This is a genomic window from Janthinobacterium agaricidamnosum (assembly GCF_003667705.1).
In the GTDB taxonomy this organism is placed as follows: Bacteria; Pseudomonadota; Gammaproteobacteria; order Burkholderiales; family Burkholderiaceae_D; genus Janthinobacterium.
Genome location: NZ_CP033019.1, coordinates 1,340,045 through 1,355,940 on the forward strand (window position 1 = coordinate 1,340,045; position 15,896 = coordinate 1,355,940).

At 62.3% G+C, this 15,896-nt stretch carries 14 protein-coding genes and 2 tRNA genes; 6 read left to right on the forward strand and 10 right to left on the reverse strand.

The window, feature by feature from the left end; all coding sequences use genetic code 11:
• Window positions 1-4: 4 nt before the first annotated feature.
• From D9M09_RS06070 to D9M09_RS06090, 5 genes are all read right to left on the reverse strand, one after another.
• Complete coding sequence (locus D9M09_RS06070; protein ID WP_121668817.1) at window positions 5-928, reverse strand: SAM hydrolase/SAM-dependent halogenase family protein; 924 nt, start codon at window positions 926-928, stop codon at window positions 5-7.
• A 158-nt stretch (window positions 929-1,086) separates the two neighbouring features.
• Entirely contained in the window at window positions 1,087-3,591 is a 2,505-nt protein-coding gene (locus tag D9M09_RS06075) for a TonB-dependent receptor plug domain-containing protein (RefSeq protein WP_240453567.1), read from the reverse strand.
• A gap of 112 nt (window positions 3,592-3,703) precedes the next feature.
• Entirely contained in the window at window positions 3,704-4,582 is an 879-nt protein-coding gene (locus D9M09_RS06080) for an NAD(P)H-hydrate dehydratase (protein ID WP_070290664.1), read from the reverse strand.
• A gap of 17 nt (window positions 4,583-4,599) precedes the next feature.
• Window positions 4,600-5,364, reverse strand: a complete 765-nt coding sequence (locus D9M09_RS06085) for a histidine phosphatase family protein (protein WP_070290665.1) — start codon at window positions 5,362-5,364, stop codon at window positions 4,600-4,602.
• A gap of 80 nt (window positions 5,365-5,444) precedes the next feature.
• Window positions 5,445-6,845, reverse strand: coding sequence for an L-cystine transporter (locus D9M09_RS06090; RefSeq protein WP_070224693.1), 1,401 nt, complete (start codon window positions 6,843-6,845; stop codon window positions 5,445-5,447).
• A 256-nt stretch (window positions 6,846-7,101) separates the two neighbouring features.
• Between D9M09_RS06090 and D9M09_RS06095 the strand changes: the two genes are divergently transcribed.
• Both D9M09_RS06095 and D9M09_RS06100 read left to right on the forward strand, forming a co-directional pair.
• Window positions 7,102-7,479 carry a nuclear transport factor 2 family protein gene (locus D9M09_RS06095; RefSeq protein WP_070290666.1) on the forward strand — a complete coding sequence of 126 codons (378 nt, stop codon included), beginning with the start codon at window positions 7,102-7,104 and terminating at the stop codon, window positions 7,477-7,479.
• A 13-nt stretch (window positions 7,480-7,492) separates the two neighbouring features.
• A complete protein-coding gene (locus D9M09_RS06100; RefSeq protein ID WP_121668818.1) occupies window positions 7,493-7,882 on the forward strand; it encodes a hypothetical protein in 390 nt (129 codons plus the stop codon).
• 3 nt (window positions 7,883-7,885) lie between these two features.
• On the opposite strand, the gene D9M09_RS06105 is transcribed toward D9M09_RS06100, so the two are convergent.
• Together D9M09_RS06105 and D9M09_RS06110 are read right to left on the reverse strand one after the other, a co-directional pair.
• On the reverse strand, window positions 7,886-8,491 hold the full coding sequence (locus tag D9M09_RS06105; RefSeq protein ID WP_121668819.1) for an IMPACT family protein: 606 nt from the start codon (window positions 8,489-8,491) through the stop codon (window positions 7,886-7,888).
• A gap of 68 nt (window positions 8,492-8,559) precedes the next feature.
• Complete coding sequence (locus D9M09_RS06110; RefSeq protein ID WP_121668820.1) at window positions 8,560-8,817, reverse strand: hypothetical protein; 258 nt, start codon at window positions 8,815-8,817, stop codon at window positions 8,560-8,562.
• 66 nt (window positions 8,818-8,883) lie between these two features.
• Here D9M09_RS06110 and D9M09_RS06115 point away from each other — a divergent pair, with 66 nt between their 5' ends.
• A complete protein-coding gene (locus tag D9M09_RS06115; protein ID WP_121668821.1) occupies window positions 8,884-9,684 on the forward strand; it encodes an AraC family transcriptional regulator in 801 nt (266 codons plus the stop codon).
• A gap of 177 nt (window positions 9,685-9,861) precedes the next feature.
• The gene (locus D9M09_RS06120) at window positions 9,862-12,339 is read left to right on the forward strand and encodes a DEAD/DEAH box helicase (RefSeq protein ID WP_162995588.1); all 2,478 of its coding nucleotides are present in this window, start codon (window positions 9,862-9,864) and stop codon (window positions 12,337-12,339) included.
• A gap of 143 nt (window positions 12,340-12,482) precedes the next feature.
• Here D9M09_RS06120 and D9M09_RS06125 read toward each other — a convergent pair.
• A tRNA-Lys gene (locus D9M09_RS06125) sits at window positions 12,483-12,558 on the reverse strand.
• A gap of 78 nt (window positions 12,559-12,636) precedes the next feature.
• Window positions 12,637-12,712, reverse strand: a tRNA-Lys gene (locus tag D9M09_RS06130).
• Between the two features lie 120 nt (window positions 12,713-12,832).
• Here D9M09_RS06130 and D9M09_RS06135 point away from each other — a divergent pair.
• On the forward strand, window positions 12,833-13,291 hold the full coding sequence (locus tag D9M09_RS06135; protein ID WP_121668823.1) for a MarR family winged helix-turn-helix transcriptional regulator: 459 nt from the start codon (window positions 12,833-12,835) through the stop codon (window positions 13,289-13,291).
• The gene (locus D9M09_RS06140) at window positions 13,288-14,781 is read left to right on the forward strand and encodes an MDR family MFS transporter (protein ID WP_240453568.1); all 1,494 of its coding nucleotides are present in this window, start codon (window positions 13,288-13,290) and stop codon (window positions 14,779-14,781) included. The genes D9M09_RS06135 and D9M09_RS06140 overlap by 4 nt, the downstream gene beginning before the upstream one ends.
• Here the strand turns inward: D9M09_RS06140 and D9M09_RS06145 are convergent.
• Window positions 14,775-15,863, reverse strand: a complete 1,089-nt coding sequence (locus tag D9M09_RS06145; protein WP_121668824.1) for an NADH:flavin oxidoreductase/NADH oxidase — start codon at window positions 15,861-15,863, stop codon at window positions 14,775-14,777. The two genes, D9M09_RS06140 and D9M09_RS06145, sit on opposite strands and share 7 nt — an antisense overlap.
• Window positions 15,864-15,896 lie beyond the last annotated feature (33 nt).

Sequence of the window (15,896 nt, forward strand, 5' to 3'; positions counted from 1 at the left end):
GGGCTTATTTTGCGGCAGGGGCCTTGCTCACTTCCACTTCCCAATCCACGCCTGACGCGACGTGGTGTTTGGCGGCGAAGTCGCCCTGGCTGATGGCCACGGCCACGTCGAGCAGGCTGTTCAGGTAAACCAGCGGCTTGCCTTTGGCGACGCCGCCAAACGTGTGCTCGAACGGCGCGATTACCTTGGCCACTTGCTTGCCCTTGTGCAGGATGCGTACTTGCAGCGGATCGTGCAGTTTCACCTGCAATTCGTCGAGCAGCGATTTCGGGATATTCGTCCAGACATTGCCATATTTCACATCGAGCACGGGCACGATACCGCGGATGGTATTGCCGTCGCGCACGGGTTTTTGATACGCGATCTTGACCACGGATGCGCTGGGCAATGACGGGCCCACCTGTTCGTAGGTGATGGCGCCCGAGGCCAGGCGCGCGCCCACGTACGCGTACACGTCGCGGCCATGGAAAGTGTAGGACTCGGCGGAGCCCGCCAGGCGGTTGACCTTTTCATCGATTTCACGCAGTTCGGCCACGCCGTCGCGCTCGGCGATCAGGGTGAACAGGCCGTTGTCCGGCCCCACGAAGTAGCGGCCACCCTTGGTTTTCAGCACCACCGACTTGCGCGCCGTGCCCACGCCCGGGTCGATGACGGAAACAAACACCGTGCCTTGCGGCCAGTAATTGGCCGTCTGGTACAAACGGTAGGCGCCCAGCCAGATGTCGTAGTCGGGAATCTGGTGCGTCAGGTCCGAAATGGTGAGCTGGGGATCGACGCCATAGGCGACGCCATGCATGGCGGACACGGCGCCGTCGGCCGTGCCGAAGTCCGTCATCAGCACCAGCGGCGCGGCAGCCTGGGCACTGGATAACAGGAGGGCGCTCAGGCAGGCACCGGCGACGAGATGGGAGATTCGTTTGATAATCATGTTTTATCCTTTGCTTTTAGTACAAATAACAGTGCTTGGAAACGCATAACAAAACCGTAGCGAGCAGCAGTGAGTTGTGGCTAAGAAGCGCAACCGTACTGTAGTACGGTGAGCATCGCAGGCCGCAAATCACGACGCGCAGTAGGTTTTGTTGGCGTTTAAAATGTGTAGCTCAGCTTGGCGTAGAAGTACGCGCCGTTCACGCCGATGGGGTTGATGAAATTGTAGGGCAGGGCGCCGCCATACGTGGCGTTGTTCGTTTCCCGCACGCGCTGCGGATAGCGGTCGAGGATATTGTTGCCGCCCACGCTCACCGTCAGTTGCTTGCTCAGTTTCAATTGCCCTTCCAGGTCCAGCGACCACACGGCGCCGAAGCGCTGCGCGGGAATGCCGTCGATCAGGGGCGCATCGCTGTCGTAGGAAAAATCTTTCAGTTCGCCAAAGCGCGTGGCGCGCGCCTGCACGCCCCAGCCTGCCGCTTGCCAGTCGGCGCCGAGGATCACTTTGCTGGTGGGCGACGCATGTTTGATGCGGAACAAACTCGTCTCCGTCAGCAGGGTCAGACTCGGATCGATGGCGGCCAGCGCGGTGGAACTTTGGCGCACCTTGTCGAGACTGGTCTTGTTCAAGTTCAGGGCCGCATTCAGGTTCAGCTTGCCTGACGTGAAGGCCAGATCGTGGTTCAGCACCACGTCCAGTCCTTTGGTACGCGTGTCGAGCAAATTGGCCAGGTAGGCCACGGACTGGATATCGCTGCGGCCATTCGCGGCCAGGTAGGCCGTGACGGCGTCGCTTTGCAAGTCGCTCGAACGCGTGATGCGGTCGCGGATGCGGATCACGTAGGCGTCCACCGTCACGCTGGTGGCGGCCGCCGGTTTCCAGGCCAGGCCCAGCGAGACGTTGGTCGATTTTTCCGGTTTCAGCTGTTGTGCGCCGAAGTTGCGCGCCAGCGGGTCGCTGGCCGGCAGCAGGGCCGCCGTTTGCAGGGCCGTGCCATCGGCGTTGAAGTTCAGGGTGGCGAAGCGGAAACCCGTTTGCACGAGGGCCGGTGCGCGGAAGCTGTTCGACAGCGAGCCGCGCACAAGAAAATTGTCCGTGACTTTATAGCGCGTGGACAACTTGCCCGTGCTGGCGCTGCCGAAGTCGCTGTAGTCGGAATAGCGGGCGGCGGCGCCCACCAGCAGGCGCGGCGTGAGGTCGCTTTCCACATCCGCATACACGGAGCGGATTTGCCGGCTGCCGTCGTAGGCGTCCGATGGACGCAGGCCCGGTCCCGCCTGCGCGCCCGGTGGCGCATCGGTGAAGCTGCCGGCCGCATACGAGGCAGGATCGCCGGCCGAGCTGGTGTAGGTTTCGCGCATCCACTCGGCGCCCACGGCCACGCTCAAGGGGGCGGGCAATCCGATGTCGATGCTGCGCGTGGCATCGATATTCAGGGCATTCTGGCGGAAGTCGAAACCGGCCAGATTGAAACGCGTGGGGCTGGCCGCGCCCAGCGAAGCGTTGACGGAGTGGCTTACGCCGTAGTCAAAGCGGTCGCTGCCGTGGCGCGCGCTGGCGTCCCAGTTCCACGCGCCCGCGCTGCCGCGCACGCCGGCAACGATGCTGAGGTCGCGCTTGTCGCCGTTGGTGACGGGGCGGTAGCCGTTCGGATACAGGGCCGGTACATTCGACGGGTCGCCCGGATAGCGGAAGTAGGCGCTGCCGTCGGACTTGCGCTCGTTGAGCGTGGCAAACGAGTACAGGTCCAGGCCGTTGGCCAGGGTGAGCTGGGTGTTGTAGAACAGGTAGTTGTTGCGCTGGCGCGAGTCACCCGACTTGAACACCACCTTGCCGTCGAGCGCCTGGTCGGCCGGCGTGAAGTTGTAGGACGTCCAGCCGGCGTCGCTGGGGCCGGCCCGTTCCGTGGGCGAGCGGCGCCGGGTTTCCGCGCCGAAGCGGAAGAATCCCGCCTCGCCCAGCGGCACGCCGTAGTCGGCGTTGACGATGACGGTCTGGCCATCCGTCAGGGTTTGATCGGTGGGCTCGAAATGCGTGTGGTTGGCGCCGTAGCTGACGGAGGCGGCGCCGCCCGTGCGCGCCTTTTTCAGCACGATGTTGATGACGCCCGCCACGGCGTCGCTGCCGTACTGGGCGCCCGCGCCGTCGCGCAGGATTTCGATGTGGTCGATGGCGTTCGGCGGAATCGCGTTGATGTCGACCGGCACGGTGCCGGCAAAGCTGCTTTCCGTGTCGAGCACGGCGCTCGTGTGGCGGCGCTTGCCGTTGATCAGCACCAGCACCTGGTCGGGCGCCAGCCCCCGCAACTGGATGCCGCGCACGGAGTCCGACGCGCCGCTCGATTCGATGCGTGGGAAGTTGATCGAGGGCGACAGGTTTTGCAGGGCCGCGCCCACGTCGCCCGTCGACAGCGCATTGCTCACTTCGCGCGCGCCGAAGCGGTCGATGGGCACGCTGCTGTCGAACACCGTGCGGTTGCGCGCGCGCGAACCGACGATGGTGACCTGGTCGATGCTGGCGCCGGCTGGCGTGGCGGCACTCGTGAACGTGTCATCAGCTTGGGCCCAGGCGGGTGCGGCGCCCAGCATGGCGCAGGCCAGCACGATGGCGCGCAGCGGCGTGGCGGGAAGGGAAGGCGTGGCGGATGAATGGCGCGGATACAAGGCGGTGTCCTTTTGGCTCGATTAGTGTTAGTACGGAAACAGTTGCAATGAGCTTAAGGGAGGTGGCGGTGTGCGCTAACGATTCTTTCTGGATATGCTTATGCTGTTGTTTTTATGCCGCCAGATTGCGCAGCAGGGCGGGAATCTCGGTCGGGATTTCGCGCGCCAGGTAGCCGAGGATGCCGAAGCGCAAGGCCAGCTGTTCGCCCGCCAGCGCATGCAGGGCGATGCCCCAGGCGCACGCCTGCTCCAGCGGCGCGCCGCGCGCGGCCAGGCCCGTGATGATGCCGGCCAGGGTGTCGCCGGAACCGGAAATGGCCAGGCCGATATTGCCGCCCGCATGCGTCCAAGTGTTGCCATCGGGCATGGCGATGACGGTCAGCGCGCCTTTCAGCGCGACGATGGCATGCCAGCGCCGCGCCGCGTCCACGGCGCAGGCATGCGGGTCGGCCAGCACGGCATCTTTGGTCACGCCCATCAGCTGGGCCAGCTCGCCCGCGTGCGGCGTCAGCAGCACGGGCTGCTTAAAATGAAACTGCGGCGGCTGGCGCACGACCTGCATGGCGCAGGCGTCGAGGATCAGGCGGCTGCCGGCAAACAGGGGCAGCAGGTGGCGCATCAGCTCGCAGCTAGCGGCTGTGTCGCACATGCCTGGCCCGACGAGCACGGCATCGACCTTGCCGGCCAGCGGCGCCAGCTGGTGGCGCGCCTCGTGGCGGAAGCCGCCCTGCGCCGTTTCGTCCAGGCCGATGACCCGCGCCTCGGGCATGGCGACGGCCACTTGCGCCGCCACCGACGCGCCCGTCGCCAGGGTCAGCTTGCCCGCGCCCGCGCGCAGGGCGGCCGTGGCTGCCAGCACAATGGCGCCCGGCATTTCTTCCGAGCCGGCGACGATCAGCAGATGGCCGCGCACTTCCTTGTCGCCGTCGGGCTGGGGCATGGGCAGGGGCCAGGAGCGCAGCAGGGAGGGGGTGATGTCGATGGCGTCCATGGATGAGCTCCGAAGGATCAGGATTTCGGTGCGGCCGGCATGTCGGGCTGTGCCGTGACGGGTGTGCCGGCCGCTTCCAGCGGCGCGACGAAGTTGCACAAGTCCAGCTGCAGCTTGCCGTGTCTGCCCAGGGCGGGGTTGAAGGCATACGAGGTGATGCCGCAGTTGGGCACGTCGGCCGCCTTGTCGATGGCCAGGATGGTGTGCTCGTCGCAGCGCTCGAGCAGGTAGCGGAAGCAATTGACGATGACCTGGTGGCCGACGATCAGCACCCGTTCACCCCGGTATTCGCGGGTGATGGTGTCGAGCACGCTGCGCAGGCGCAGGATGACGTCGCACCAGCTTTCGCCGCCCGGCGGGCGGAAATAAAACTTGCCGACGTGCTGGCGCTGTTCGTGCAATTCCGGGTACTTGCTGGCGATACCGTGCACGGTCAGGCGGTCGAGGATGCCGAATTCCTTTTCGCGCAGGCGTTCGTCGGCCACCACGGCGCCCAAGCTGTCGGCATCGATGCGCGCCAGCACGGCGTGCGCCGTCTGCTGGGCCCGCACGTAGGGCGAATACAGCACGACGGTCGGTTGTTGTTCAGGGGGGAGGGCGGCGAACCAGTCGCCGAGGGCTTGCGCCTGGCGCGCGCCAAGCTCGGAGAGGGGGACGTCGACATCGCGCTCGGCGATGGCGATTAATAACTGTTTTTCCGCTTCGGCGGCATCGCGCGCCACGTTGCCGGCACTTTGGCCGTGACGCACGATCCAGATTTGCTGCGGCCATTTCTGTTCCATCGCCTTGCGCCTTCCTCCGTATTGATTGCGATCCAATATAGACGAAAGCGGCAAGGCGCGGCGCGCAACTCGTTGGGCTTTTAGGCGGCGTGTTCCGCCTCATCCAGGTCCGGCGCGTCGTCGCTGTTGTAGACGGCCAGGTCGGTCTCGCCCATGACCCGGCTGGTGACGGTGCCGGCCGTGATCGAGCCGCTCACGTTCAGGGCCGTGCGGCCCATGTCGATCAGCGGTTCGACGGAGATCAGCAAGCCGGCCAGCGCGACGGGCAAGTCCATCGCCGACAGCACGATCAGGGCGGCAAACGTGGCGCCGCCGCCCACGCCGGCCACGCCGACGGAACCGATGGTGATGATGGCCAGCAAGGGCAGCAGGAAGCTGATGGTGAACGGATCGACGCCGACGGTGGGGGCGATCATGACGGCGAGCATGGCCGGATAGATGCCGGCGCAGCCATTCTGGCCGATGGTCGAGCCGAACGAGGCGGCGAAGTTGGCGATGCCTTCCGGCGTGCCCAGGCGCTGGGTTTGCGTCTGCACGCTCATCGGGATGGAACCGGCGCTGGTGCGCGAGGTAAAGGCGAAGGCCAGCACGGGGAAGACTTTTTTCACGAAGCGCAGCGGGTTCAGGCCCACGCCGGCGATGATGGCCAGATGCACGAGGAACATCAATATCAGCGCGCTGTACGAGGCGACGACGAAGTTGATCAATTTCAAGATGTCCGTGTAGCTCGACGACGCCACCACTTCAAACATCAGCGCGAACACGCCGTACGGCGTCAGGCGCAGCACCAGGGTGACCATGCGCATGACGATGGCGTGCGCCACTTTCATGAAGTGCTCGAAGGACGCGAAAATTTCCGGCTTTTTCGCCGCGATGCCCGTGGCCGAGATGCCGATGAAGATCGAGAACACGACCACGGCGATGGTCGACGTCTTGCGCGCGCCCGTCATGTCGAGGAAGGGGTTGGTCGGGACGAAGCTGACCAGCAGTTTCGGCAGCGACAGGGCTTTCGCCGTTTCCAGCGAGCCTTGCAGCTGCACGCCGCGCGCCACTTCGGCCGCGCTCGAGGTCAGGCCGACTGCCGTCAGGCCGAACAGCTTGGCCATCAAAATGCCCAGCGCGGCGGCGATCGTGGTGGTAATGAGCAGGGTGCCGATGGTCAGCGCGCTGATCTTGCCCAGGGAACTCGCATCCTTGAGCTTTAAAATGGCGGAGATGATGGAGACCATGATCAGCGGCATGATGATCATCTGCAGCAGTTTGACATAGCCGCTGCCGACGATGTCGATGTATTCATTGGTGCCCGCGATGACGGGCGAACCGGCGCCGTACAGCCACTGCACGGCCGCGCCCAGCAGCACGCCCAGGCCCAGGCCCGTGAAGACGCGCACGGTGAACGTCGCGTGTTTGCGTTGCTGGTGGAACATGAAGGCGAAGACGATCAGCGCAACGAGCAGGTTCAGAATGATGTTAATTGCCATGAAGGGGCCTTATCTTGGTTTTATTCGAGACTGCGGAGAGCACTTTACTACAAGTCATTGCTGCCCCAGCCTGGGGCGAAAGGGCAAGCACTGTACAGTACTATGGGGTGTTTTACGCGATACTGCTGCGAATATTACGCTATATAAATATGCTCCACAGGCATAAGCCTTCAGGATGATTGTGAAATTGGCTATTTCGTGCCAGCATGGTTTTCCCGTTTGTTAATATGCGCGCGTGATTTTAATAAGGAAAAAAATGAATGCTTTAACGGAAGTACAAGTGCTGGATGCGGAAGAGCGCTTGCGCCTGGCCATGATGGCGTCCGACGTGGCCGCGCTGAATGTCTTGCTGGCCGACGAGCTACTGTTTACGAATCACCTGGGTCATCTGCTGAGCAAGCATGCGGACCTGGCCGCGCACGAGCAGCGCCTGCTGGCCATCACGGACTTGCGCGCGTCCGAGCGCCATGTGCGCATCAACGGCAACGTGGCCGTGGTCTCCGTGCGCATGCAGTTGACGGGCAAGTATCACGACGTGGAAACGCATGGCGACTTCCGTTTTACGCGCGTGTGGGCGCAGGATGCGGCCGGCGCGCTGCAAGTGATCGCCGCCCATTCGGGCGTCGTGGCTTGAGGAGCACGGTTTAGTGGATCATCGTTCCAAAGGGCAGCTGTTTGAAGCTGTCATCGCCGCCGGCCCCGCCACGCTCGCTATCACGGCCGGCTATCCTCTGCTGCTGTACAACCTGGTGCGTACCTGGGCCGACGCCCCCGGCGCCAATGCGCTGGCCGCGCTGCTGCTGACGGGCGGCCTGTGGGCCTTGCTGGAATTCTGGCGCATCGCGCTGGCGACGGTGGCGCGCAAGGCCTATGCATTCAACTGGCGCTTCTGGCTGGCCATCGCCGGCTTCCTTGCCTGCTTCGTGCGTTTCGTGCCGGACATGCCGGCCGGACTGATGTTGTTGCTGATGGTGTTGCCCGCGCTGGCGTGGACGCATTTCATCTTGTTGCAGATCAAGCGGCCGCGCGACCTGTAGGGTTTATTCTTCCTCTTCGGCTTCTGCCTTCAGCCAGGCTATCCGCCCATTGCCCGCCTCATGCAGATGGGCGAGCAGGGCGGTGGCCGCCGTTTCAGGCAGGCTGAAGTCGAACAGCACGTCTTCCCCGTGCGCCACGTTCAGCAGGGTGGCGCCGGCGCCATCGAGTTCGCGGCGCAGCATGCCTTCCATCGCATACGGTACCGTGCAGCGCAGGGTGCGCTGGCGCACGATGGCCGTCTTTTCCGCCTGCAATAATGCTTGCGCCACGCTGTCCGTGTAGGCGCGCACCAGGCCGCCCGCACCGAGCTTGATGCCGCCAAAATAGCGCACGACGGTGGCCAGCACGCCTTCGAGGTCCTGGTGGCGCAGCACGTCGAGCATGGGCCGCCCGGCCGTGCCGCTCGGTTCGCCATCGTCGACGGCCGCCGACTGTCCGCCCGCCAGCAGCGCCCAGCACACGTGGCAGGCGCCCGGATGCTGCGCCCTCAAGTCATTGACCACCTGCTGCGCGCTGGCGCGGTCCGTCATCGGCTGCACGCAACCGATGAAACGGCTTTTCTTGATGATCAGTTCGCTGTGGACGGGGGCGGCAATGGTAAACGGCATGGCGGGTGCGAAGGCGGGCAAAGCAGCATGATAGAGGAAATGCGCGCCGGGGACGAGCCGTTGGCCGCTTACTCCGTTGCGACGGCCACCAGTTCGCGCAGCGCCGCATCGCGCACCTGCAGGATATCGAACAGTCCCAGCGCGTGCAGGGCGGGCAGGGCGTCCACAATGTCGCGCTCGGCGATGGCCTTGTCCTCGATGCTGCTGGCGTCGTCCAGCCACAGCCGGGCATTGGCCAGAAAAGCGCCCACCGTGCCTTTGCGCACGGTGACGCCATTGAACTGGCCCTGGTTTTGTTGATCGGCTAAGACGTCTTCTGCACGCATGCTGAACTCCTGAAGGTTGGAAAGACTTCACTGTATGATGGCCGGATTGTCTTGCCTGCGTTGTTTATGTCATTCGATACGTCAAATCCGCCAATCTTGCCGCCAGCACCGCCGCTGCGCGCCATGCGCATTGTCCAGCCGCAGGAAAGGGTGACGGCGGCGCACCGCCATGCCAGCGGCCAGCTGTTCGGCGCCATGCGGGGCTTGCTTTCCGTTGCCGCCGACAGCGGACAGTGGGTGGTGCCGGCCAGTCACTGTGTGTGGGTGCCGCCCCATCACGTCCACGCGCTGCGTTCGCACGGCCCGTTTGCGGGCTGGAGCGTATATGTGGACGAGGCCAGCTGCGCCGGCTTGCCCGCCGCGCCGTGCGTGATGCGCGTCTCGGGCTTGCTGCGCGAGGCGGTGAGCCGCGCCAGCACCTGGGGCGAGGGCGCGCTGGAGGCACTGGATGCGCGGCAGGCCCGGGTGGCGGGCGTGATCCTCGACGAGATCGCCGCCGCGCCGCACGAATCCTTCGGCTTGCCCCTACCCACGGACCCACGCCTGCTGCGCGTGGCGCGCGCCGTGCTTGACGACCTGGCCGACGAGCGTGGCGTGGAAGCACTGGCCGCCTGGGCCGGCGTCTCGCCGCGCACCCTCGCGCGCCGATTCACGATCGAGACGGGCTTTACCCCGTCCGTCTGGCGCCAGCGCGCCCGCATCCTGCGCGCCCTGGAACGATTGGCCGCCGGCCAGCCCGTCACGACGATTGCGCTGGACCTGGGTTACGACACCGTCAGCGCCTTCATCGCCATGTTCAAGCGGGTGATGGGGGTGACGCCGGGCAGGTATGGGGATGGCAGTGGATCGGGCAATATCGGTGTTTGATAAAGCGCAACTTGCTGTTGATAGAGGCGGTCAAGGCTGAAATTGTGTATGAATGGTGGACTTGACCCGGCCCTTGGTTGGTGTTGGCGGCGAAAACAATATTTGCGCAAGCGCAGTTTTGGATGTTGTTGTCTGATATACACTCTTGATATTACATAAGCTATGTACGGGGCGCAAATGTTTGATTTCACGACACTCTCAAAGTCTGCTCACGCGGATATTCCCAAAACCTTACAAGAACTATTTGGTCAGTTGGATAGGAAGGCTACCCACATCAGTTTGCGATTGGCGCAGGCCGCTGCAATGTCCGCGATTGACGCTCAAATTGACCATCACGACGTGGTTGTTAAGCTCAGTACCGGCTCCGGGAAAACAGTGGTTGGACTGGTCTACGCTGAAATGATGCGGCGTAGATACAAGGGCGACCCAGTAGTTTATCTCTGTCCAACGACCCAGCTTGTAGATCAGGTCGTCCAAACTGGCCAAGCGATCGGAGTGAATGTCGCTACGTTTCCAGCCAAGGGTGCACCCTACGAGGCATTCGCTGGCGATATGATATTGGCATGTACTTACGACAGACTCTTCAACTCTAGGTCAACCTTTGAGAACAACTCAATTCGTCCAGCAGCGTTCGTTTTAGATGACGTTCATGCAGGTATTGAACGAGTGCGCCAGTGTTATACGGCGAAGTTGCCCGCTCAATGTTTTGTCCAACTTCGTGAGCTGCTGAAGCCGCTTTGCGAGAATACTGATCCTGCTACTTGGCGAGGAATCGATGCGGGAGCTTTTGATTCGCGTTACGAGGTGCCTTACTGGGTATGGACAGCGGTCCAAAAATCGGTCATGGATTTGCTTGAACCACATAAGGAAGAAGAAGACCTTTTGTTCCGCTGGGATAACATCAATCGGTATGCCGAATTGGCAAGAGTTTGTATTTCGGGGACCGGTGCGGAGATTTCGTTGCCCCTCCCAGCAGTGGAGGAAAACGCAGCCTACAGCATGGCGAAGCACCGATTGTTTATGTCTGCGAGTATAAAAGATGGATCGTCGTTGATCTCAGACTTGGGCTGTGATGTGGCTGCCTTTTCGAGATTAATCGAACCACTGGAGGATGCAGGGGCAGGTGAGCGCATGATTCTACCGACTTCGTTGATTAGCAACGGAGTTACCAAGCAAGAGATCGCGAACATGTGCTCGGGACTCGCTAAATATACGAACGTTGTGGTGTTAACCAATTCCACCGCACATTCGAAAGTATGGGAAGAGTCTGGGGCGACACTTTCACAGGGGAAGCAGGTAGACGCTGCAATCGAAACGTTGCGAACAAGCACCAAGAACTATGCGGTCTTTGCACAGCGATTTGATGGCGTTGACCTTCCTGATGATGCCTGCCGAATTTTGGTTATTGATGGAATTCCCGGTGGGGATCGTCTTTGTGATCAGATTGACTCCAGTCGGCAGAAAGATTCACCAGAGTACGATGTCCGCGCTGTGAATCGGTTTGAGCAGGCATTAGGGCGGCCCGTTCGATCGAGCGCAGACTATGCGGCTGTACTTTTAGTTGGAACCGATATAGCTTCATTTATTGGCAAAAAATCGGTTCGAAACTTGCTGGAGGGGAGAACTCGGGTGCAAGTTGACCTGGGGAAGGAACTGTCGAAAATGGGGCCAGGAAAATCCATTTCGGAAGTGATCTGGGGAATGGTTGCGGGTCTACTTAGTCGCAACGAGGGTTGGAAAGATGCTCACCGGGCGCGGGTAAAGGAAGCACCGTTGACAACGAGGTTAAGTGCAGAGCTTACTACTCATGAGAAGGTCGCTATCGCGAACCGGGAAGCATGGAAGTACGCGAAATCAAGGAATTTCCAGGCTGCGGTGTCAGTCTTGCGGGAGGCTGCCAACGACAGAACGCTGCATCCAATTCAGAAGGCAGAAATCCTGTATCGCGTTGCTACTTATTTGCATCAATTTGAGCCTGGTGCGGCAGTTGATGCCTATCGTGCAGTGTTTGATATGAACTCGAACTTCCCGAGGCCGGAAAAGGTGGCTGATAGAAAATTCACCAAAATGAGTGATCAAGCTGTAGCCGTATGCGCGTATTTCAGCGAATTCGTCTCCGCTAATGCCGCGATAGCACGACTAGATGAAATTCGCGGCAAGCTGAGTTTTTCATTGCCCGCAGATGTGGTTGAGCAAGGTTTATATGAGCTTGGTGTAGCGCTAGGATCTGCATCTAGTCGCCCCGAGAAACAAACTGGACGTGGGCCAGATGCGCTTTGGATTTTCGATGACATTGCCTATTGCATTGAGGCAAAGAGCGAGAAGGCTGCCCCTGTTCACAAAAGCGATGCAGGACAGCTTTATCTCAGCCTTGAGTGGTGTCATCAGTATGTTGAGCTGGATAAGAACTCCGTTCATCCAGTTTTTGTCACAAATGTGCTGGCGGTTGATCGAGTTGAGGATATTTCTTACGGTCCGCTTGTTCAGGATGAAGCTACTACGCTCTTATTGGTGGAAAAGCTTAGGCAGCTAGTACTCGGGCTTTCCTTCGATGGCCCCCTATTCACGGAACCAGCACTGGTAGCTATGCGTTTAGCGGAGCTTGGGCTTCGTGGGCGGCAATTGTTGCCTACATTGCGGAAGCTGAAGCCCTGATCGGGAAGAATTTTTGCCCCCTACGTTTTTCATGGCCTAGATTTTCGTTATCTAGGCAACCCTCCGAATCTTTACCGCGACCAGAGCACGGCCAGAAACAAAAAAGCCCACGAACCGAAATTCGTGGGCTTCTCTGAAGTATTTGGTAGGCCGTGCGGGATTCGAACCTGCGACCAACGGATTAAAAGTCCGCTGCTCTACCAGCTGAGCTAACGACCCAAAAACTTTTTACTACTACTGCGGTAACACTGTGCGGTGCGTGCTTGCCATGGTGGCATGCAAACGACTGCAAATTCTTGGTAGGCCGTGCGGGATTCGAACCTGCGACCAACGGATTAAAAGTCCGCTGCTCTACCAGCTGAGCTAACGACCCAAGGGCGGCTATTATGACGGCCAACGGCGGTTTTGGGAAGGGCCGGGGTGGAAAAAAGCCTTGCGTGGCCCACATGCTCGGTCTAATATAGGTAGATAGCCTACCTATTTAACTCATTCCATGCTTATTACCGAAGACCTTCCCATCCCCGAACGCGCGCTGGCGCTGTCCGATGACTTGCGCGTGGCGTTCAAGCGCCTGTTGCGCTCCATGCAGCGCGAAGGGGGCGAGCTGGATGCCCATGTGTCGATGATGCAGTACATGCTGCTGGCCCTGATCCACGAGCAGCCGGGCATCGGCGTGGCCGCGCTGGCGCGGCTGCAGAACGTGCGCGGGCCCACCGTCAGCGCCCAGGTCAAGTCGCTCGAAGAGGCGGGGCTGGTCGAGCGCAGCGCGCCCGATCCGCAGGACCGCCGGCGTTCGGGCCTGCACGTGTCCGCGCAAGGCTTGACCATGCTCGAGGCCCTGCGCGCGCGGCGTCGCGATGCGCTGGCGCGGCGCATCGCCCGCTTGTCGCCGCAGCAGGTCGATGCACTGGAAGCCGCCATGCAGCCCTTGCTTGAGATCGGACAAGCATGAGCCGCCACGATCAAGCCTCCGATGCTGTAAAACCCGTCACCGAGCGCGAAGTGCGCGCCATCTACCTGGGGCTGATGGCCGTGCTGGGCCTGGGCGCGCTGGACCAGAGCATCGTCGCCACGGCCTTGCCGCGCATCGTCGACGACCTGGGCGGCATGGCGCATCTGTCGTGGGTGGTGACGGCGTATGTGCTGGCGTCGACGGCCACCATGCCCCTGTACGGCAAGCTGGCCGACCAGTACGGCCGCCGCCCCATGATCTTCACGGCGCTGCTGACCTTTTTGCTCGGCTCCGTGCTGTGCGGGCTGGCGCAGAACATGACGGAGCTGATCATTTTCCGCGCCATCCAGGGCCTCGGCGCGGGCGGCTTCATGCCGCTGGCGCAAATCATCATCGGCGACATCGTGCCGCCGGCCGAGCGGGGCAAGCGGCAGGGCATGGTGCCCGTCGTGTTTGCCGTCACCAGCGTGCTGGGTCCCGTGCTGGGCGGCGTCATCACGGATGCCCTGTCGTGGCACTGGATTTTCTATGTGAACCTGCCCATCGGCGCGGCCGCCTTTGTCATCATCGCGCGCGCCATGCGCAAGCCGGCGCGCATGCATGCGCACCAGATCGATTACCTGGGTTCCGCTTTGCTGACGGGCGCCATCACGGCGGCCCTGCTGGTGCTGGCGCTGGGCGGCACGGAGTGGCCATGGGACTCTCTCGCCATCAAGGTGTGCGGCGGCATTGCTGTGTTGCTGGGCGCCTGGCTGGCCGTCCACGTGGGCAGGGTGGACGAACCCGTGCTGCCGCCCGACCTGTTCGAGAACCGCACCTTCAATATCGCCAGCCTGGTGATGGCCATGACTTTCATGGGGCTGATGGGCGCCAGCGTCTTCTTCCCCCTGTTCTTCCAGCTGGTGATGGGCACGAGTCCCGCCGAATCGGGCGTGATGACGGTGGCGATGATGGTGGGGCTGGTGGCGTCGTCGATGTTCAATGGCCGCGTGCTGTCGCGCTCGGGCAAGTACAAGATGGTGCAGGTGGCGGGGCTGGCCGTGGCGCTGCTGGCGTTTGCCGTGCTGGCCTGGGCCATGGAAACGTCGCGCGGTTACTGGGTCATCGAACCGGCCATCTTTCTGCTCGGCACGGGATTAGGATTGGTGATGCCGAACATGACGATCGCCGTGCAAAATGCCTTGCCCCTGGCGCGCCGCGGCGTGGGCACGGCCATGCTGGCCTTTTTCCGTTCGCTGGGCGGCTTGCTCGGCGTGACGGCGTCCGGCGCCATCCTCGCGCACCAGCTGCACAAGCATGGCGTGGAAGCCGTGTCGGCGCTGGGCGCGCAGGCGGCGGTGCAGACGGTCGAGGTGTACCGCCATGCGATCGCCAGCGTGTTTGGCGCCGGCGCCGTGCTGCTGCTGGTGGGACTGGTCTTCCTGCTGTTCCTGCCGGAACTGCCCCTGGAGGGGCATCCGGCAACGTTAAAGCCCAAGACCGATCAGTAGCGCTCGAGCCAGTGCGCGTACGGTGCCGGCAAGGTCCACGAGGCGCGTTCCACGCCGAGTTCTTTGGCGGCAAAGTATGCCCAGTGCGGATTGGCCAGGTGCGCCTTGCCGACCATCACCACGTCCAGCTGTTCTTCCTTGACGACGCGCTCGGCGATGGCCGGCGTGCCGAAGCCCCAGGCGGACGAGACAGGTACGCCCGCCTCCGTGCGCACGCGCTCGGCAATCGGTCCCATGAAGGCCGGGCCCCACGGAATCGACACGTCGGGAATGGTAAAGCCCATGCTGACGCTGATCATGTCCATGCCCGCATCCTTGAACTGGCGCACGAGGCCGATTGATTCGAGCAGGGTTTGCTCGTCGCGGCCGTCGAATTCCAGCACGCCGAAACGGATGGTCAGCGGCAGGTGCTCGGGCCACACTTCACGCACGGCTTTCAAGGTTTCCAGCAGGAAGCGGCTGCGGTTTTCCACGCTGCCGCCATAGATGTCGTCGCGCTGGTTCGAATGGGCGGAAAAGAAGCTTTGTGCCAGGTAGCCGTGGGCGAAGTGCAGTTCCAGCCATTCGAAGCCCACTTCGCGGGCGCGGATGGCCGCGTCGACGAAGTTCTGTTTCACGCGGGCGATATCGTCGAGGTCCATGGCGCGCGGCACCTTGCCCAGGCCGCCGCCGAAGGCGATGGCGGACGGGGCGATGGTTTGCCAGCCGCGCGCGTCGCCTTCAGCAATGTGGTCGTCGCCTTCCCATGGGCGGTTGGCGCTGGCCTTGCGGCCCGCGTGGGCGATCTGGATGCCGGGCACGGAGCCGGCCGCCTTGATGGCTTTCACGACGGGCACGAAGGCTTGCGCCAGGTCATCGTTCCAGATGCCCGTGCAGCCGGGCGTGATGCGGCCTTCGGGCGCCACGGCCGTCGCTTCGACGATCACCAGCCCGGCGCCGCCACGGGCCATGCCCGCGTAATGCGACAGATGCCAGTCGTTGGCCTGGCCATCGACGGCCATGTACTGGCACATGGGCGGCACGGCGATGCGGTTGCGCAAGGTGACGTTTTTGAGGGTGTAGGGCTGGAAGAGGGCGGACATGGTGGCCTTTGTGTTTGTTAGTAGGAAAATGGG